This window comes from Agrococcus sp. Ld7 (assembly GCF_045064095.1).
Taxonomy (GTDB): domain Bacteria; phylum Actinomycetota; class Actinomycetes; order Actinomycetales; family Microbacteriaceae; genus Agrococcus.
In genome coordinates, this window is record NZ_JBISGY010000033.1 from 76,108 (window position 1) to 92,575 (window position 16,468).

Annotated in this window: 18 protein-coding genes; 7 read left to right on the forward strand and 11 right to left on the reverse strand. The window is 71.2% G+C overall.

What is annotated here, in order from left to right; translation table 11 throughout:
- Positions 1-8: 8 nt before the first annotated feature.
- Positions 9-1,166 carry an acyl-CoA dehydrogenase family protein gene (locus ACJJVL_RS10130; RefSeq protein WP_405218660.1) on the reverse strand — a complete coding sequence of 386 codons (1,158 nt, stop codon included), beginning with the start codon at positions 1,164-1,166 and terminating at the stop codon, positions 9-11.
- 245 nt (positions 1,167-1,411) lie between these two features.
- Here ACJJVL_RS10130 and ACJJVL_RS10135 point away from each other — a divergent pair, with 245 nt between their 5' ends.
- The gene (locus ACJJVL_RS10135) at positions 1,412-2,170 is read left to right on the forward strand and encodes an SDR family NAD(P)-dependent oxidoreductase (protein ID WP_405218538.1); all 759 of its coding nucleotides are present in this window, start codon (positions 1,412-1,414) and stop codon (positions 2,168-2,170) included.
- Between the two features lie 8 nt (positions 2,171-2,178).
- Complete coding sequence (locus ACJJVL_RS10140; RefSeq protein ID WP_405218539.1) at positions 2,179-3,339, forward strand: acyl-CoA dehydrogenase family protein; 1,161 nt, start codon at positions 2,179-2,181, stop codon at positions 3,337-3,339.
- A 15-nt stretch (positions 3,340-3,354) separates the two neighbouring features.
- Here ACJJVL_RS10140 and ACJJVL_RS10145 read toward each other — a convergent pair whose 3' ends face one another.
- The 5 genes from ACJJVL_RS10145 to ACJJVL_RS10165 form a co-directional block, all read right to left on the reverse strand.
- Positions 3,355-4,161, reverse strand: a complete 807-nt coding sequence (locus tag ACJJVL_RS10145) for a hypothetical protein (protein ID WP_405218540.1) — start codon at positions 4,159-4,161, stop codon at positions 3,355-3,357.
- Between the two features lie 62 nt (positions 4,162-4,223).
- Complete coding sequence (locus ACJJVL_RS10150) at positions 4,224-4,703, reverse strand: glutathione peroxidase (RefSeq protein WP_405218541.1); 480 nt, start codon at positions 4,701-4,703, stop codon at positions 4,224-4,226.
- Between the two features lie 22 nt (positions 4,704-4,725).
- On the reverse strand, positions 4,726-6,009 hold the full coding sequence (locus ACJJVL_RS10155; RefSeq protein ID WP_405218542.1) for an MFS transporter: 1,284 nt from the start codon (positions 6,007-6,009) through the stop codon (positions 4,726-4,728).
- A gap of 314 nt (positions 6,010-6,323) precedes the next feature.
- Positions 6,324-6,962, reverse strand: a complete 639-nt coding sequence (locus ACJJVL_RS10160) for an ArsR/SmtB family transcription factor (protein ID WP_405218543.1) — start codon at positions 6,960-6,962, stop codon at positions 6,324-6,326.
- A gap of 2 nt (positions 6,963-6,964) precedes the next feature.
- Positions 6,965-7,120, reverse strand: a complete 156-nt coding sequence (locus tag ACJJVL_RS10165) for a hypothetical protein (protein ID WP_405218544.1) — start codon at positions 7,118-7,120, stop codon at positions 6,965-6,967.
- 197 nt (positions 7,121-7,317) lie between these two features.
- Here ACJJVL_RS10165 and ACJJVL_RS10170 point away from each other — a divergent pair, with 197 nt between their 5' ends.
- The gene (locus tag ACJJVL_RS10170) at positions 7,318-8,490 is read left to right on the forward strand and encodes a flavin-containing monooxygenase (protein ID WP_405218545.1); all 1,173 of its coding nucleotides are present in this window, start codon (positions 7,318-7,320) and stop codon (positions 8,488-8,490) included.
- Here the strand turns inward: ACJJVL_RS10170 and ACJJVL_RS10175 are convergent.
- The 3 genes from ACJJVL_RS10175 to ACJJVL_RS10185 form a co-directional block, all read right to left on the reverse strand.
- Positions 8,372-9,517 carry a LuxR C-terminal-related transcriptional regulator gene (locus ACJJVL_RS10175; protein ID WP_405218546.1) on the reverse strand — a complete coding sequence of 382 codons (1,146 nt, stop codon included), beginning with the start codon at positions 9,515-9,517 and terminating at the stop codon, positions 8,372-8,374. The two genes, ACJJVL_RS10170 and ACJJVL_RS10175, sit on opposite strands and share 119 nt — an antisense overlap.
- Before the next feature lie 85 nt (positions 9,518-9,602).
- A complete protein-coding gene (locus ACJJVL_RS10180; protein WP_405218547.1) occupies positions 9,603-10,664 on the reverse strand; it encodes a 2,3-butanediol dehydrogenase in 1,062 nt (353 codons plus the stop codon).
- Between the two features lie 83 nt (positions 10,665-10,747).
- Complete coding sequence (locus tag ACJJVL_RS10185; protein WP_405218548.1) at positions 10,748-11,524, reverse strand: SseB family protein; 777 nt, start codon at positions 11,522-11,524, stop codon at positions 10,748-10,750.
- 93 nt (positions 11,525-11,617) lie between these two features.
- Here ACJJVL_RS10185 and ACJJVL_RS10190 point away from each other — a divergent pair, with 93 nt between their 5' ends.
- Positions 11,618-12,070 (forward strand): ArsR/SmtB family transcription factor, encoded by a 453-nt coding sequence (locus ACJJVL_RS10190; RefSeq protein WP_405218549.1) that lies wholly within the window; start codon positions 11,618-11,620, stop codon positions 12,068-12,070.
- 4 nt (positions 12,071-12,074) lie between these two features.
- Complete coding sequence (locus ACJJVL_RS10195) at positions 12,075-12,746, forward strand: SRPBCC family protein (RefSeq protein WP_405218550.1); 672 nt, start codon at positions 12,075-12,077, stop codon at positions 12,744-12,746.
- A gap of 17 nt (positions 12,747-12,763) precedes the next feature.
- On the opposite strand, the gene ACJJVL_RS10200 is transcribed toward ACJJVL_RS10195, so the two are convergent.
- On the reverse strand, positions 12,764-14,314 hold the full coding sequence (locus ACJJVL_RS10200) for an SPFH domain-containing protein (protein ID WP_405218551.1): 1,551 nt from the start codon (positions 14,312-14,314) through the stop codon (positions 12,764-12,766).
- Positions 14,315-14,395: 81 nt separating this feature from the next.
- A complete protein-coding gene (locus ACJJVL_RS10205) occupies positions 14,396-14,725 on the reverse strand; it encodes a hypothetical protein (RefSeq protein WP_405218552.1) in 330 nt (109 codons plus the stop codon).
- A 56-nt stretch (positions 14,726-14,781) separates the two neighbouring features.
- On the opposite strand from ACJJVL_RS10205, the gene ACJJVL_RS10210 reads away from it, so the two are divergent.
- Complete coding sequence (locus ACJJVL_RS10210; RefSeq protein ID WP_405218553.1) at positions 14,782-15,192, forward strand: cupin domain-containing protein; 411 nt, start codon at positions 14,782-14,784, stop codon at positions 15,190-15,192.
- Positions 15,193-15,315: 123 nt separating this feature from the next.
- Positions 15,316-16,353: a citrulline utilization hydrolase CtlX gene (gene ctlX, locus ACJJVL_RS10215; RefSeq protein ID WP_405218554.1), complete on the forward strand. Its 1,038-nt coding sequence runs from the start codon at positions 15,316-15,318 to the stop codon at positions 16,351-16,353.
- The last annotated feature ends 115 nt before the right edge of the window (positions 16,354-16,468 follow it).

Consider the following 16,468-nt stretch of genomic DNA (forward strand, 5'->3'; position numbering starts at 1 on the left):
CTCCTGCCTCAGCGCTCGCCGAGCACGGCGCGGCCGACGATCATGCGCATCATCTCGTTGGTCCCCTCGAGGATGCGATGCACGCGCAGATCGCGCACGACGCGCTCGATGCCGTACTCGTGCAGGTAGCCGTAGCCGCCATGCAACTGCAGCGCCTGGTCGGCGACGGTGAAGCCGACGTCGGTCGCGAAGCGCTTGGCCATCGCGCAGGCGGTCGGGGCGTCGGGCGCCTTGGCGTCGAGCTTCATCGCCGCGCGCTCCAGCAGTGCGCGCGCGGCCTGCAGCTCGGTCTCCATGTCGGCGAGCTGGAACTGCACGTGCTGGCGGGTCGAGAGCGGCTGGCCGAAGGTGGCGCGCTGCTTGACGTAGTCGACGGTGCGCTCGAGCGCGAACTGCGCGCCGCCGATGGAGGCGGCGGCGATGCCGAGGCGGCCGCCGTTGAGGCCGCGCATGGCGATGCCGAAGCCCTCGCCCTCCGCACCGAGGCGGTGTGCGGCGGGCACGCGCACGCCGTCGAGGATGACGGCGCGGGTGGGCTGCGCGTGCCAGCCCATCTTCGCCTCCTGGCTGCCGAACGACAGGCCGGGCGTGCCCGCGGGGACGATGAACGCGGTCATGCCGCGGGAGCCGCGCAGATCCGGGTCGCTGCCACCCGTGCGGGCCATCACGACGTAGACCGCCGAGGTGCCGGCGCCGGAGATGAACTGCTTGGTGCCGGTGAGCACGTAGTCGTCGCCGTCGCGCACGGCCGTCGTCGCGACCGCGGCGGCGTCGGAGCCGGCGCCGGGCTCGGTGAGGCAGTAGCTCGCGAGGTCGTCCATCGTGCACAGCCGCGGCAGCCAACGCTGCCGCTGCTCCTCGGTGCCCTCGGCGTCGATCATGCCGGCGACCATGTTGTGGATGGAGATGTAGGTGGCGACCGCAACGTCGCCGCGCGCGAGCTCCTCGTAGATGGCGATCGCGTCCATGCGGCTGAGACCCGCTCCGCCCACGTCCTCGCGCACGCAGATCGCTGCCAGACCGAGCTGGCCGGCCTCGCGCAGCGTGGCGACGGGGAACTCGTGGTCGGCGTCGCGCTGGTTGGCGAAGGGGGCGAGGCGCGCGTCGGCGAAGTCGCGGACCGCCTCGATCAGCGCGGCGCGATCCTCATCGGTGGTCTGGCTCATCGTCAGCGTCACGTCGACACGACCTCCTCGTCGCAAGCAGGGATCGCCCGCTCATGATTGTCGTCCTCGCAGTTGCATGGACGTCCACATATCTACCATTCTGGACACGCGACGCGCCAGCGGCGTTGCGGCTTCTGCCAAGCCGCTTGCCCGTCGCGTCGCGCACCGGTTAGCGTCCGGAGCACTGTGCTCCGTGCGCGCGACGCGCTCGGCGGCATGCCGACGAGGGCAGCAGAGGGGTCTCCATGGACATCAGAGGGCAGGTGGCACTGGTCACCGGCGGCGCGTCGGGGCTGGGGCTCGCGACGACCGAGGCGCTGCTGGCGCAGGGCGCGAAGGTGGTCGTCATCGATCTGGGCGGCACGCCTGCCGCCGAGGCGGTGGGGGCGCGCGACGGCGTCACCTTCATCGAGGCCGACGTGCGCGACGAGGCGCAGGTCACTGCGGCACTGGACGCCGCCGAGCAGCTGGGCGAGCTGCGCGTGGTCGTCAACTGCGCCGGCGTGAACGACGCGGCAAAGGTGGTCGGCAAGTCGGGCCCGTTCCCGCTCGACCGCTTCCAGCGCGTGATCGACATCAACCTGGTGGGCACGTTCAACGTGATCCGGCTGGCATCCGAGCGCATGGCACGGCTCGAGCCGATCGGCGAGGAGCGCGGCGTCATCGTCTCCACCGCCTCGGTCGCCGCCTACGACGGCCAGATCGGCCAGGCGGCCTATGCCGCCTCGAAGGCCGCGATCGTGGGCATGACGCTCCCGATCGCGCGAGAGCTGGCAGGCTCGCAGATCCGCGTTAACGCGATCGCGCCCGGTCTGTTCGACACCCCGATCCTGGCGGCGCTGCCGGATGAGGCGCGGGCCTCGCTCGGCGCCCAGGTGCCCCACCCCGCCAGGCTCGGCCGCCCATCCGAGTTCGCCCTGCTGGTGACGCAGATCGTCGCCAACCCCATGCTCAACGGCGAGACCATCCGGCTCGACGGCGCCATCCGCATGCAAGCCCGATAGGAGTTCCGATGCGTTCCACGTTCTACGACGACGACCACGATGCCTTCCGCGAGACGGTGAGGGAGTTCGTCGCTCGCCAGGTCGCCCCGCACTACGCGCAGTGGGAAGCCGACGGCCTCATCGACCCCGATCTGTATCGCAAGATGGGCGACGCGGGGCTCGTCGGGCTCGCGATCCCCGAGCGCTTCGGCGGCATGGAGGTCGACGACTACCGCTTCCGCATGGTGATCAGCGAGGAGCTCTCACGGGTCGGTGCCGCATCCGTCAACGCCACCTTCGGCGTGCACGACGACATCGTGCTGGCCTACCTGCTCGACCTCGGCACGCCCGAGCAGCTGGAGCGCTGGCTGCCGCCGATGGCCGCCGGCACCTCCATCGCGGCGATCGGCATGACCGAGCCCGACGCGGGCAGCGACCTGCAGGGCATCCGCACGAATGCGGTGCGAGACGGCGACGGATGGGTGCTCAACGGCTCGAAGACGTTCATCACGAACGGCTTCCACGCCGACAAGGTGCTGGTGTTCGCGCGCACCGATCCGGAGGCTGGCTCACGCGGGTTCACGCTCTTCCTGGTGGAGAACGGGATGGAGGGCTTCACGCGCGGCCGCAAGCTCGAGAAGCTCGGCCTGCACTCGCAGGACACCGCAGAGCTGTTCTTCACCGACGTGCGCATCCCGGCGCAGAACGTCGTCGGGCAACCCGGCATGGGCCTCATCGCGATGATGGAGCGGCTGCCGCGCGAGCGGCTCTCGATCGCGGCCGGTGCGCTCTCGTCGGCCGAGGCAGCCTACGGCTGGGGCCGCGACTACGTCTTCCAGCGCAAGGCATTCGGCGGACTGGTCGGCGACCTGCCCACCGTGCGCTTCACGCTCGCCGAGCTCGAGACCGAGCTCGATGTGACCCGCGCCTACATCGAGCGCTGCATCATCGCGCTCAACGAGGGCCACCTCACGACGGCGGATGCGTCCAAGGCGAAGTGGTGGGCCACAGAGCTCGAGCAGCGGGTCATCACCCGCAGCCTGCAGCTGCATGGCGGCTACGGCTTCATGGAGGAGTACCCGATCGCGCGCGCATTCCGCGACTCGCGCGTGCAGTCGATCTACGGCGGCACCACCGAGATCATGAAGGAGATCATCGCGCGCGACATCGCGAAGCGCGCCAAGGCGTAGGGCCCGCGGCCGCCCTCAGGCGAGCAGCACGTCGTCCGAGGCGGCCTTCGGCGCGTCGGCGGCCGCGGGTCGCATCGCGTGCGCCATCCACCACCAGGTGAAGACGCTGACGATGATGGGCACGATGATCCCGAGCAGGTGCGCGAGCGCGATCCAGGGGCCGAGCAGCCCGAGCAGCGTGCCGGGGTCGGCGATGCGCTCGAGCAGATCGCTGCCGCCCTGCGCGAACCATTCCTGCACGCGGGTCTCGTCCACGGGGCCGGAGCCGAAGCCGCCACCGTCGACGTCGAGGTCGCCGGCGAAGGGCACGCCACCGAAGAACGGCAGCGTGATCGAGCCGAAGCCCGAGAGCACCGTGGCCGCGACGAGCGAGATGCCGAAGCCCGCCCAGGTCACGCCTGCGGGCCGACGCAGGCCGGGGTGGTGCAGGATGCGCGTGCTGATCCAGAGGCCGAGCAGGGCGATGAGGATGCCCGCCGGGATGCCGATCGCGAGCGCGATGCCCCCGGGACTCCCGAGCCACGCGAGCGTCTGGGCCCAGGCATCCGCCGTGACGCTCGACCCGTCCTGCAGCACGGCGAAGCCGACGCCGTAGACGACCGCGCCGACGATGACCGGCAGCAGCAGGAGGATCGCGCTCACCTGCGTGATGGCGAGGCCGAGCCAGGCGATGCCGCCGCCGACACCGCCCGCGAGCCGGGCGCGATGCGCTGCGGGCCCGGTGAGCTTCGGGCGCGGCGGCTTGGGCTCCGCGGCAGGCAGGGCGGGCGGCATGTGACCATGAGGCGCTGCCGGGGAGCCACCGGGGTTCGGGATCGTCATGGCTTCACGCTAGGACGAAGCGCGTCCGAGCGCGCGGGGGTTATCCGCCGGATCGCGGTGGGTCAGGCCGCCAGAGCGCGCTCGACGTCTTCGCGCAGATCCTCCGCCGTGGCCGTCGGCGCGAAGCGCTCGATCACGGCGCCGTCGCGACCGATGAGGAACTTCGTGAAGTTCCACTTGATCGCACTGCCGAGCATCCCCTTCTTCTCGCCCTTGAGCCACTGGAAGATCGGATGCGCCGCTGCGCCGTTGACGTCGACCATCTCGAACATCGGGAAGGTCACGCCGTAGTTCCGCTGGCACGCCTCCGCGATCTCGTCGGCCGAGCCCAGCTCCTGCTTGAACTGGTTGGAGGGGAATCCCAGCACCACCAGGCCCTCCTCCTGCAGGTCGCGGTAGAGCGACTCGAGGCCCTCGAACTGCGGGGTGAGCCCGCACTGGCTCGCGGTGTTCACGACCAGCACCACCTTCCCCTCGTAGTCCGCAAGGTCGACCGGCTCACCGGTCAGGGCTGCCGCTTGGAAGTCGCCGAGTGTCGTCATGCTGCGATGCTCGCAGGCATTGCTATCGCTCCGCAGTGACCGCGGCGTCCGTCCGCTCCCCGTCGTCGGGCACCCGCGAGCGCCACACCGCGACAGCGGCGCCGCCGATGCCGACGGCAGAGGCGAGCAGCAGCCAGCGGAAGTCGACCACCACCATCGCGGCGGTGCCGATCGCGAGCAGCAGCATCTGCGGCACGCTGATGGAGACGTTCATCGCAGCCGACGCGCGGCCCTGCAGACGGCGCGGCACCAGCCGCATCCGCAGCGTCGACAGCCCCACGATCACCCACGGCACACCGAAGCCGACCGGCCACTGGACGAGTGCGATGCCCACCCAGCGCATCCACGCCTCCGGCAACGGCCACTGCACGATCGCGAATGCCGCGAACGAACCGATCGCGACGAGCGTCATCCCCCAGGCGAACAGTCGCCGCTCGCCGATGCGGCGCAGCAGCGCCGCCGAGACGAGGCCGCCCGCGAGCGCCGCGACGCCCTGGATCGCCTGCGCGGGCCCCAGCGCTGCTGGTCCGGCCTGCAGCCCGTGCTCGATGAGCGGGAAGACCGTGGCGTTGAGGATGCCCGTGAGGCCGAAGCCCGCCGCGGCCGCGAGCGTGAGCAGGCGCAGCAGCGGATCGCGGTGCAGCTCGCGGAAGCCCGCAGAGATCTCGCCCCACGGCGTCTCGTCGCCGGTGCGCGGCTCCGGCAGCGACTCGACGATGCGCACGCTGAGCAGCATGAGCGCCATCACGAGGTAGCCGGTGACACTGACGGCGACGACGACCCACGGCCCGGCCAGCACGTAGAGCCCCGCGCCGAGGGGCGGACTGACGATGCGCATGCCGTTGTCGATCGAGGTGAAGATGCCGTTGGCGCTGCCGAGCTCCTCATCGGGCAGCAGGTCGCGCAGCAACCCGGCCTGGGCGGCGCTCGTCAGGTAGGCCGAGAAGCCGTAGCCGAACGCGACCGCGTAGATGAGCCAGACCTGCGCGGGCCCCCGTACGAGCAGCAGGGTGAGGATGACGGCTGCCGTGCCGAGGTTCGTGAGGATCATGAGCGGTCGGCGCCGCACGCGGTCGGCGAGCTGGCCCGCCCAGGGCGCCAGCAGCGCCGGCAGCGCGAGGAACAGGAAGACCAGCGCGCCTGCCGAGTTGGAGCCCGTCAGCTCGCGCACCCAGATGGCGAGCACCAGGTAGAGGGCGCTGTCGCCGAGGTTGGTGGCGAACCATCCCACCATCAGGCGACGGTAGGCGGGCCTGCGCATGGGCGACGGCGGCGTGGCCATCGGTGCGGGCGCCGTATCAGTCATGAGAGGACTCCTGTGTCCTGGAGCGGTGCTCATCGGTCGAGCCCGCCGCTCGAGCCTGACCCCGTCGGTCAAGCCCGCCGGTCAAGCCCGCCGGTCAAGCCCGTCGGTCAGGCTCGTCGGTCAAGCCCGTCGGTCAGGCCCGTCGGCCAGGCCCGTCGGTCAGGCCCGTCGGTCAGGCCCGCCGGTCAGGCCCGCCGGTCAACCCCGTCGGTCAAGCCCGTCGGTCAAGCCCGTCGGTAAAGCCCGTCGGTCGAGGAGCCGGTCGCCCGCAGGGCGCCCGGCGTCACGAGACCAGAGGGCGCCCCCGCCAGCGATCACCCCTCCGTCGGCTCCTCGCCCGTCGCAGGCAGATCGAAGTCGGGGTTCAGCGTCGCGAACAGGTGCGCCTTGCGGCTCCCCGCCGGACGCTTGGCGGGATCCTTCCGGCCGCGGAAGGCATCGACGAGGTGCTCGATCTCGGCCGCGAGCGCGGCAAGCTCCTCCTTGGTGGCCCAGAAGGCGGCGGAGTTCACCGTCACGCCGGGCAACCACTCCTCATCGCTGAGCCCGTGCCGGGTGAGGAAGTCGACCACGCGGTGCGCCTCGTGCTGCACGTAGAGAGCGGCGATCATGGCCGAAGTGCGCATCGAATCGGGATTGCCCGCCTCCGGGCGCAGCTCGCGGCTCTGATGCACCGACTTCCACGGCTTCGACGTGCCCTTGGCCTCGCCGCGCTCGATGAACCCCGCCTTGGCGAGCGTGCGCAGGTGGAAGGAGCAGTTGGATGGGCTCTCGCCCACCTTCTCGGCGATCTGCGTCGCGGTGGCCTCGCCGAGCTCGTCGAGCACAGCGAGGATCTCCACGCGGAGCGGGTGCGCGAGCGCGCGCAGCAGCGCCGGATCGCCCGTGCGGAGGCCGCGGCCGCGCTCGTCCTCGAACACCTCGGTGCCGTGCACGTCGCGCTCCTCAGTCACGCTCAGATCAAACCACGCTGCATGCGGATCTCCGCCCTCAGGCGGTCGTAGTAGCGCTGCGAGTCGTCTCTGTCGAGGCGCGCACGAGTGCGTCGCTCCTCGCTGGCCAGCTCGAACGCGGCGGTCGCCGTTGCGGCGATCCTGCTCCTGCGTCCCATGGGATGCCTCCTCCTGCTTCGGTCAGCGGCTGCCGACGTTAGCAAGCATACTTTCGAAGCGTCTCTTTCGCAAGAGGTGTTTTGTTCGCATGATGGTGGTGTCACCGATTCCCCCCAGTTGGGGGATGGCTCTCGGGACGGCTCCTGCGCAGGCTGGTTGCAGCCCGAGATACCGATCTCGGGGATGGGAGCGGATCATGGACGAGGTGCTGGTGATCGGCAGCGGACCGGCTGGGCTGGCGACCGCTGCCGCGGTGATCGCGCGCGGCACGCCCGTGACCGTGCTCGAGCAGGGCAGCGAGCCGGCTGCCGCGTGGGCGTCGCGCTACGACTCGCTGCGCCTGAACACCAGCCGCATGCATTCCGCGCTGCGCGGCGCGCCCTTCCCCCGAGCCTGGGGGCAGTTCCCGACGCGCGCGCAGTACGTCGGGTATCTGCGCGACTACGCCGACCGACACGGCGTGCACGTGCGTACGGGCGTTGCGGTGCGACGCATCGACCCGGCCGATGCCGGATGGCGCATGACCACCGATGACGAGCCGATGCTCGCTCACCAAGTGGTCGTCGCGACCGGCATCTTCAACGAGCCGCAGCTGCCCGCGTGGGCCCGCTCCCACGAGTTCCGCGGCACGGTGCTCCACACCAGCGAGTATCGGAATCCAACACCGTTCGCGGATGCTCGTGTCGTCATCGTCGGCCCGGGCTCGACCGGGCTGGAACTCGCCAACGAGCTCGCCCGCGGCGGTGCTGCACGCGTGAGCCTCGCCGTCCGCACACCCCCGACGATCCTGCTGCGCGAGCATCACGGAGTCCCGGGCGATCTCCCGGTCCCGCTCTTCCTGCACCTGCCCACGCCGATCATCGACCGACTGATCGCGAGCATCTCCCGATCGATGGTCGGCGACCTCTCGCCGTACGGCATGCCAGCACCGACCGAAGGGGCGTTCACGGCGCTGCAGCAGCGTGGTGCCGGCACCGCGGTCGTCGACGCCGAGGTCATCGCGTCGATCCGCGCCGGTGCCTTCGACATCGTGCCGGAGGTGACCGCGCTCACAGCGAAGGGTGTGGTGCTGTCGGACGGCCGGCAGCTGCCCGCCGATGTGGTGCTCGTCGCCACCGGGTTCAGCACGGGTCTTGAGCCGCTCGTCGGGCATCTCGGCGTGCTGGGCGCACACGGCATGCCGCGTCGACGCGACGGCGGGGAGGCGCTGCCCGGCCTGCGCTTCATCGGGTACGTCTATCGCCCGGGCATCACCGGCTACGTCGGGCGGCAGGCTCGGCGGATCGCTCCCGCAGTCGCGGCTCGTGCGAGAGCAGGGCGGCGAGCTCCGGCCGGCTCGAGACCCCGAGCTTCGCGTACACCGCTTTGACGTGCCCGCGCAGCGTCTCCGTGCTGATCCACAGCTCCCGCGCGATCTCCGCCGTCGGGGTGCCGTGCAGCAATCGCTGCGTGACCTCGCGCTCCCGGTCGGTGAGTCGATGCAGCGCGAGCAGCATCGGCGCGAGGTCCGCGCGCCGAGCCTGCTCGAGCACCAGCGCGGTGGTGCCGCCGGCTCCCCCCTCGTCGGCGGCCTGCGCGTCGCCGTTCGGCGCTGGCACCCGGATGCCGCGCACCACGATCCACTCCCCGGTGCGGGCGCGCGTTCGCGCAAGCGCCGGCGGGCCAGCGCCGCTGCCGTCGGCGAGCGCGCGCGCCTGCCTGGCGACCTCGTGCAGCACGACCGTGGTGGCGAGCTGCGGATCCTCGGGGTCTCCCAGCCACGCACGCGCCCGCGGTGTCATCGACACGACCGCGCCGTCGTCCGCCAGCATCACCAGTGCGGGCTCCGACGCCTCCTCGGGCGACGCCGTCGCCTCAGCCGCCTCGGCCAGGAGGTGGCACGCGCGGATGCCGTTGGCCACGTATGGCGCGATGCTGGCGACGAACGCCACCTCCGCTGCGCTGAAGAAGGGCTCACCGGCAGCGCGGGTGAGGCAGGCGTGGCCCCACGCCACCGCGCCGCTGGAGAACACCGCGCGCAGCTCGTCGCCATAGCCCTTCGGGCCGTACAGCCGCGACCAGCGCGTGCTGCGCGCGAGATCGCCGTGGGTGGCGCTGCTCAGCGATGCCGCCGCGATCCCTCGCGCGGCGAGATCCCAGAACGTGTTGACGTCGGGCTCCGTGAGCTCGGGCGAGATGAGCTGCAGGTGATCGTCACGATCGACGTCCTCGCCGTAGACGCCAGTGATGAGCATGGTGTCGGGATCGATGAGGATCCAGCCGGCTGCGACGTACGGGACCTGTTCGCGCACGATCTCAGCCACGTGCTCGAGCAGCTCGAGCGGATCCTGCGCACGGGTGCAGCGCCGCGCGATCCGTTCGAGCGCGCGGGCACCCGTGCCCTGACGCTGGCGCATACCGACATTCTCCGACGCCTCGCGGGCCGCGTCCAGGCATCGAATCGGCCGCGTTCGCCGCGACCGGCACGCGCGGCAGGCACGGCTACCGCATCGACACCAGGATCTTCACCTCGTCCTTGCTCGTCGTGAGGCGCTCGAAGCCCTGCTCGATGAGGTCGTCGACGAGGATACGGCCGGTGATGAACGGCGCGAGGTCGACCTGCCCGCTGCGGGCGAGCTCGATCGCATCGGCATGGTCATGCGCGTAGCCGATCGACGAGCCGAGCACCCGATCCTGCATCGTGAGCTCAGCGGTGATGTCGAGCTCAACCGGCTTGCCGTGCAGCGCCACGATCTCGAGGCGACCGCCAGCGGCCAGCGCCTCGAGCAGCTGGTGCACGACGACGCCCACGCCGGCGGCGTCGAACGCGACTGAAGCACCCGCGCCATCCGTGTGCTGCTTGACGACGTCGAGGAGATCCTCGTTCGCCGGGTCGACGACGACATCGGCAACCCCGGTCTCGGTCGCCTTCTCGCGGCGCGCTGCCGACATCTCGCTGACGATGACCGTGAGTCCCTGCGCCTTGAGCACGGCGGCGATCAGCAGACCGATCGGGCCTGCGCCTCCCACCACAGCCGTCTGCCCCGCCTCGACGCCGGCGTGCTTGACGGAGTGCACCGCAACGGCGAGCGGCTCGATGAGCGCAGCCTGGTCGAGCGGCAGGTCGCCGACCGGGTGCACCCAGCGCTCCTCGACCACGATGTGCTCGCTCAGGCCTCCCCCGCCGCCGGAGATGCCGATGAAGCCCATCTGCTCGCACAGGTTGTACTTGCCGGCCTTGCACGCCGGGCAGGTGTCGTCGACCATCAGGGGCTCGACCACGACCGAGTCGCCGACGGCGATGCCCTCGACACCCTCACCGACTTCCTCGACCGTGCCGGAGAACTCGTGACCCATCACGACCGGCAGCGTCTCACCCGACAGCGGGTGCGGGGCGTCGGTCGATGGCGCCGGAGGGATGGGTCCGTCGTGGAACAGGTGCAGATCGCTGCCGCAGATGCCGTTGAATGCCGGCGCGATCTTGACCGTGCCGGGCCGCGTGCGAGGCTCGTCGACCTCCTCGATGCGGATGTCTTCCTTGCCGTAGAACCGTGCTGCCTTCATCGGGGCACCTTCCCTTCGCAATCGATCCGCCACGGTAGCGAGCGAGCCTGAACGACGGGTGTCCGAGGTGTGCGGCTCTCCACTCAGTCGCCGAGGAACTCCTCGCAGCTGACCTCCGCCGAGGGGCCGGCGGCGTTGATCACGAGCGCGCTGAACAGCGTGCTCGTGCGCAGCTGCGCCCGCAGCTTGGCCGTGGTGGTCGAGATGACGCCGTCCTGCGGATGCCGCGCGGCGATCTCGGGCGCCGAGGTGAACACGAGCAGTGCGCGAGAGCCGTCCGGCCGGGCGAGCATCCGCAGACGAGGCTGCCCACCGTGCTCGTCGCCCGGGCGCATCTCGCTCGCGAGCAGGATCGGGCCGTCGGCGCGCAGCGCATCGACGACCGCCCGCCGCGAGGCCCCCGTCTCGGTCGCGGCGATGGCAGCGCTGATGCGGTCGTTGCGGTGATGGCGCAGCGCGAGGTCGATGTCCTTCGACGAGAGCGCGACCTTCGTGACGGCGGGGTCGATGAACAGCCACCCGGCGCCCTGCTTCTTCGCCATCTCCAGCACCACTGCCGCGGGCTGCGCGAGCGACTGGTGCTGCGTGCCGTCGGGATGCATGCGGGCGATCTCGTCGTTGCTCGTGAACGCGAGCAGCGCCCGCCTGCCGTCGGGGCCCACGCCGCTGCTGAGCCTGATGGTGGAACCGGTCTGCGGCTTGCCCTCGCGCAGGTCGAACTCCGAGCGCGTGGCATCGAGCAGCAGCTCGCCGACCAGCGTTGCCCGCAGCACGTCCACCATCCGCTGCTCGACCGGGTCGGCCACGAACGCCGCGATCGCGTGCCGCAGCCGGGCGTTGTCAACCTGATCGATGCTCATGGCTCCACGCTAGTGACCCTGACGCCTGCGCGTCGTCGTCCCGCCCGCTGATTCAGGGTTGACTTATATAAGCCTGCGTGCAAACATCGCCCTATGCACGCGCTTGACGTCCTCGGCGACCCGGTGCGGCGTCGCATCCTCGAGCTGCTCAGCGATGGCGAGGCGAGCGCCGGCGCCATCGCGGCGGTCATCGGCCAGGAGTTCGGCATCAGCCAGCCCGCGGTCAGTCAGCAGCTGCGCGTGCTGCGCGAGCAGGGCTTTGCCACCGTGCGACCCGAGGGGCAGCGGCGGCTCTACGCCGTCGACCCGAGCGGCCCGCGCGAGGCGCGTGAGTGGCTGAGCGCCTTCGACGGGTTCTGGATGCCGAAGCTGGCCGCGCTCGACACCGAGCTCGCGCGCGGCCGACGCCAGCGCCGCCGCGAGGCCGAGGCTGGCGCCGCGATCGAGGCCGCCAAGCGCAGGCGGGCCGCCGAGCGGGCGGCCGCCGCAGGGAACGACGAGCCCGCGGGCGACAAGCCCGATGACACAACCGCAGAGCAGGAGTGAAGCGATGGATGTACTGGGACAGCTGGGAGCGGTGTCGCGCGGCGTGCGCACCGAGCAGATCGACGGGGAGGCCTCGACCGTGCAGACGCTCGAGCAGGTCTACCCCTCGCCCGTGACCGATGTGTGGGATGCGGTGACGAGCGCCGAGCGGATCGCGCGCTGGTTCATGCCCGTGACGGGAGATCTGCAGCTGGGCGGCAGCTACCAGCTCGAGGGCAACGCCGGCGGCAGGGTGCTCGAGTGCACCCCGCCCTCCGGTGACAGCGCGAGCTACCGCGTGACCTGGGAGTTCGGCGGCGGCGTCACCTGGCTGACGATCCGGCTGACGGCCGAGGGCCAGGGCACCAGGCTCGAGCTCGAGCACGTGGCACGCGACGCCGACGTGCCTGCCGGGATGGCCGAGATGTTCGGCCCCGGTGCCACGGGCGTGGGGTGGGACGGCGGCCTGCTCGGACTGTCGCGCCACCTGTCGGGCAGCGGCGAGGCGGGCATGGACCCGGACGCGCTGAACGCCTGGGCCGCGTCGGAGGAGGGCCGGTCGTTCTACCGCGGTGCCGCCGAAGCGTGGGCGCGCGCGGCGATCGGCAACGGTGCCGACGCCACCACGGCGCAGGCGCAGGCGGACGCGACCTTCGGCTTCTACACCGGCCAGTCGGGCCCGGGCGACCAGGGCTGAGCGCCCCGCGACGCCCGCTACTCGCCGGAGGCGTCGCTCGCCACCGGGTCGGCGAGCGCGGCCGACCGCGCGGGGGCGCCCTGCGCGGCCATCGCGCTGCCTGCTGCGCTGCCCTGCGCGGTGGAGTTGATGATCGCCTGCAGGTCGATGCCGGTGGCGTCCTTCATCATCGTCGTCATCGACGCCATGTTGCCGACCATGTCGCTCGTGAGCTTGCCGGTGCCGTCGGCCGAGACGACGGTGATCTGCGACGAGGCATAGGCCTTGCCGAACGCCTCGGCGACCTGCGGCAGCACCTTCAGCAGCTCCTGCGCCAGCACGACCTGCGCGTTCTCGGTGAGCGCCTTCGCGCGCGCCTCGATCGCCTGGCCCTCGGCCAGTCCGCGCGCCCCGATCGACTCCGCCTCGGCGCGACCCTTCGCGGCGGTCGCGACCGCCTCGGCCTCACCCTCGGCCTTGGCCGCCTCCGCAGCGGCGATGCGGGCCGTGCGCTGTGCCGCGCCGCGGGCCTCGGTGACCGCCGCATCCGCGTTGCCCTCCGCCTTCGCCGCCTCGGCGCGCGCCTCGCGGGCCCTGCGCTCGGCGCTCGCCTCGATCTCCCTCGCCTTGGCCTGCGCCTCTGCGGTGACCTGGATGCGATAGGCCTCGGCATCGGCGACCTTGCGCACCTCGGCGTTCAGCTCCTGCTCGCGCAGCTCTGCCTGCCGCTGCGCCGTGATCTCCTCCTGCGCGACGATCGCCTGCCGCTGCACGGCATCCTCGAGCGGCTTCGCCGCGGAGGCCTGCGCTGCCGCCTTGTCGGTCTCGGCGGTGACCGCCGCCTGCTGCAGCTGCAGCACGCGGTTGGCCTCCAGGATCTGCTTCTTCGCCTCGATCGACGCCTGCTCCGCGGCTTTCTGCGCCTCGGTGTTGGCGATCGCGGCCGCACGCTGCACGGCGGCCGACTCCGGCACACCGAGGTTGACGAGGTAGTTCGAGGTGTCGTTGATCTCCTGGATCTGCAGCGTGTCGACCACCAGGCCCTGCTTCGACAGCGCGTCCTCGGCCGCCTGCAGCACGGCCGCCGCGAGCGCCTGCCGGTCGTGGATGATCTCGAGCACCGTCAGCTGTCCGATGATGCCGCGGAGCGAGCCCGAGAGCACCTCCTGCGTCGATGACTCGATCTCCTCCTGCTGCGAGAGGAATCGCTGGGCCGCGTTGCGGATCGACTCCTCCGTGCCGCCGACCTTGATGACCGCGACGGCCTGCGCGTGGATCGTGATGCCGTCCTTCGCCTGGGCCGTGGTGTTGAACAGCAGCCGTCGCGAGCGCAGCGACATCTTGAACGACTTCTGCACGAAGGGCATGACGAACACGCCCCCGCCGGTGACGACCTTCTGCCCGGAGAGGTCCTGGGTCGTGTGCCCCTCCGCGTCGATGGTCTTCTTGCCCTTGCGGCCGGTGACGATGATCGCCTCGTCGGGCTCGGCGATCCGATAGCGGCGGATCGAGCCGACCACGAGCAGCACGATGATGACCAGCCCGATGATGATGGGCAGGACGAGCGGGAGGACGAAGAGGTCAAGCACGGGCGGCTCCTAGGGCGAGTGAGTGCCCAGCATCGCAGGATCAGATGCCGAAAGGTTGCATTCCGCGCATATTCGGCCCGATCACCGCACGGCGACCGTCAGCAGCACCACGGCGTCCGTCTCCGCCTCGAGCGAATGCACGGCGTCGGGGATGTCCATCCAGTCGCCCGTGCGCAGCTCGACGGCCTGCTCCTCCCAGCGCAGCCGGGTGCTGCCCTGCAGCACGTGCAGGGTCGCCTCCCCCGGTGCGACGTGGTCGGCGAGCGCGCGACCCTTCGCGAGGGCGATGATCGTCTGGCGCAGCTTGACGTCGCGACCGGAGCGCAGGGAATGGGCCGCTCGACCGCTGTTGGCGTCGCGCGCCTTCGCGAGCAGCTGATCGGCGAGCTCTGGCAGGTGATCGAGTTCCATGACTCCAGCATGCCCGTCGTGCGCGCCAGGCTCTAGCCTCGAGCCAGGAGGCGGAGATGACGACGGCGACAGAGGGACCAGACGGATCGGGGGCCAGCGCGGGAGGTGGCCCCCGGATCCTGGCGGATACGAGTGCGCTCGCGGCGGGCGTCGCCGACCCTGAGCAGCGCGGCGCCGTCTGGCGGCTGGCCGAGCCGACCCGGCACCTGGACGCGAACGTGGTCGCGGTGCCGCCGCACGCATCCATCGACCCCCATGTGGGCCCGGACGAGGATGTGCTGTGGCACGTGGTCGCCGGCGGCGGCATGCTGGCGACCGACGACGGCGACGTGGAGCTCGCGCCGGGCGCGGTCGTCTGGCTGCCGCGGCGCTCGCACCGCTCGGTCACCGCCGGCCCCGAGGGCCTGCGGTACCTGTCGGTGCACCGCCGCAAGAGCGGCCTGCAGATCGGCCCGCGGCCCGACTGAGGCGAGCCGCGCGCGGGTGCGCCGATGCGTGCCGCAAGGAACGCGCGCTCAGGTGCGCAGACGCGCGCGCCTGTTGCGCGAATGCCGAGAATCCGCGCGACATCGCCACTAGATTCGGCAGGTGTGAGCGCCGTTGCACCCCAATCCGTCATCCTCATCCGCGCGCTGCGGTTCCGCCCGAACCCGGCCACCGCGGCCGACAACGCGTTCCAGGCTGAGCCGCGCGCGGGCGAGAGCCCGGAGACCACCGCGAGCAAGGCGCTCGCCGAGATGGACGCGCTGGCCGACGCGCTCCGCGAGGCCGGCGTGAGCGTGCACGTGTTCGAGGACGAGGATCACACCCGCCCGGACAGCGTCTTCCCGAACAACTGGCTCTCCACGCACGCGGGCGGCACGGTCGCCGTCTACCCCATGTACGCATCCAACCGCCGGCACGAGCGCCGGGCCGACGTGCTCGAGATGCTGAAGGCGAACTACCGCGTGCAGGCGATCGTCGACTACTCGGGCCTCGAGCCCGATGGCATCTTCCTCGAGGGCACCGGCGCCATGGTGCTCGATCCGATCTCACGCGTCGCCTACACGGCGCGCAGCCACCGTGCCGACACGAACGTGCTCGAGCGCTTCTGCACCGACTTCAACTACGAGCCGATGGTCTTCGACGCGGTCGACGCCGACGGCGTGCCGGTCTACCACACCAACGTCATCGCGACCATCGGCACCGACGTCGCGCTCTTCGCACTCGACATGATCCCGGACGAGCGTCGCCGCGCCGAGGTGCGCGACCGCCTGACCGTGAGCGGGCGGACCGTCGTCGAGCTCAGCGAGCGCCAGGTGCGCGAGTTCGCCGGCAATGCGGTGGAGCTGGCCGGGCGCTGGCCGGATGGGCGGCGCCGCACGATGATGGCGATGTCGGCGCGGGCGCGGGCGTCGCTGTCGGATGCCCAGGTCGCGATCATCGAGCAGTCGTGCGAGATCGTCGCGGTCGACATCCCGACGGTCGAACTCGCGGGCGGCTCGGTGCGCTGCATGATCGCCGGCGTGCACCTCGACCCGCGGCCGTCGCAGGCGCCGGAGCTCACCGACGCGGTCGAGGCGATCGCCGACGAGCCCGAGACCATGGACGGCGTGGAGGCCGCCTCCGAGCTCCCGCTCTCCGCGTAGCCCGCGCAGCCAGCGCCGCTCCCGCCCCCGTAGGACAGTCCTATGGATGTCAAGTGGGGTTGAGGTCGTGTTTGAGGGCGGCGAGGATCTCGCGGCAGAGGTAGCGCTTGAGGGC

What these genes read in the sequence shown, in the direction of transcription:
- ACJJVL_RS10130 (WP_405218660.1), bottom strand. Translation starts at nt 1,166, where the DNA reads ATGAGCCAGACCACCGATGAGGATCGCGCCGCGCTGATCGAGGCGGTC.
- ACJJVL_RS10135 (WP_405218538.1), top strand. Translation starts at nt 1,412, where the DNA reads ATGGACATCAGAGGGCAGGTGGCACTGGTCACCGGCGGCGCGTCGGGG.
- ACJJVL_RS10140 (WP_405218539.1), top strand. Translation starts at nt 2,179, where the DNA reads ATGCGTTCCACGTTCTACGACGACGACCACGATGCCTTCCGCGAGACG.
- ACJJVL_RS10145 (WP_405218540.1), bottom strand. Translation starts at nt 4,161, where the DNA reads ATGACGATCCCGAACCCCGGTGGCTCCCCGGCAGCGCCTCATGGTCAC.
- ACJJVL_RS10150 (WP_405218541.1), bottom strand. Translation starts at nt 4,703, where the DNA reads ATGACGACACTCGGCGACTTCCAAGCGGCAGCCCTGACCGGTGAGCCG.
- ACJJVL_RS10155 (WP_405218542.1), bottom strand. Translation starts at nt 6,009, where the DNA reads ATGACTGATACGGCGCCCGCACCGATGGCCACGCCGCCGTCGCCCATG.
- ACJJVL_RS10165 (WP_405218544.1), bottom strand. Translation starts at nt 7,120, where the DNA reads ATGGGACGCAGGAGCAGGATCGCCGCAACGGCGACCGCCGCGTTCGAG.
- ACJJVL_RS10170 (WP_405218545.1), top strand. Translation starts at nt 7,318, where the DNA reads ATGGACGAGGTGCTGGTGATCGGCAGCGGACCGGCTGGGCTGGCGACC.
- ACJJVL_RS10175 (WP_405218546.1), bottom strand. Translation starts at nt 9,517, where the DNA reads ATGCGCCAGCGTCAGGGCACGGGTGCCCGCGCGCTCGAACGGATCGCG.
- ACJJVL_RS10180 (WP_405218547.1), bottom strand. Translation starts at nt 10,664, where the DNA reads ATGAAGGCAGCACGGTTCTACGGCAAGGAAGACATCCGCATCGAGGAG.
- ACJJVL_RS10185 (WP_405218548.1), bottom strand. Translation starts at nt 11,524, where the DNA reads ATGAGCATCGATCAGGTTGACAACGCCCGGCTGCGGCACGCGATCGCG.
- ACJJVL_RS10190 (WP_405218549.1), top strand. Translation starts at nt 11,618, where the DNA reads ATGCACGCGCTTGACGTCCTCGGCGACCCGGTGCGGCGTCGCATCCTC.
- ACJJVL_RS10195 (WP_405218550.1), top strand. Translation starts at nt 12,075, where the DNA reads ATGGATGTACTGGGACAGCTGGGAGCGGTGTCGCGCGGCGTGCGCACC.
- ACJJVL_RS10205 (WP_405218552.1), bottom strand. Translation starts at nt 14,725, where the DNA reads ATGGAACTCGATCACCTGCCAGAGCTCGCCGATCAGCTGCTCGCGAAG.
- ACJJVL_RS10210 (WP_405218553.1), top strand. Translation starts at nt 14,782, where the DNA reads ATGACGACGGCGACAGAGGGACCAGACGGATCGGGGGCCAGCGCGGGA.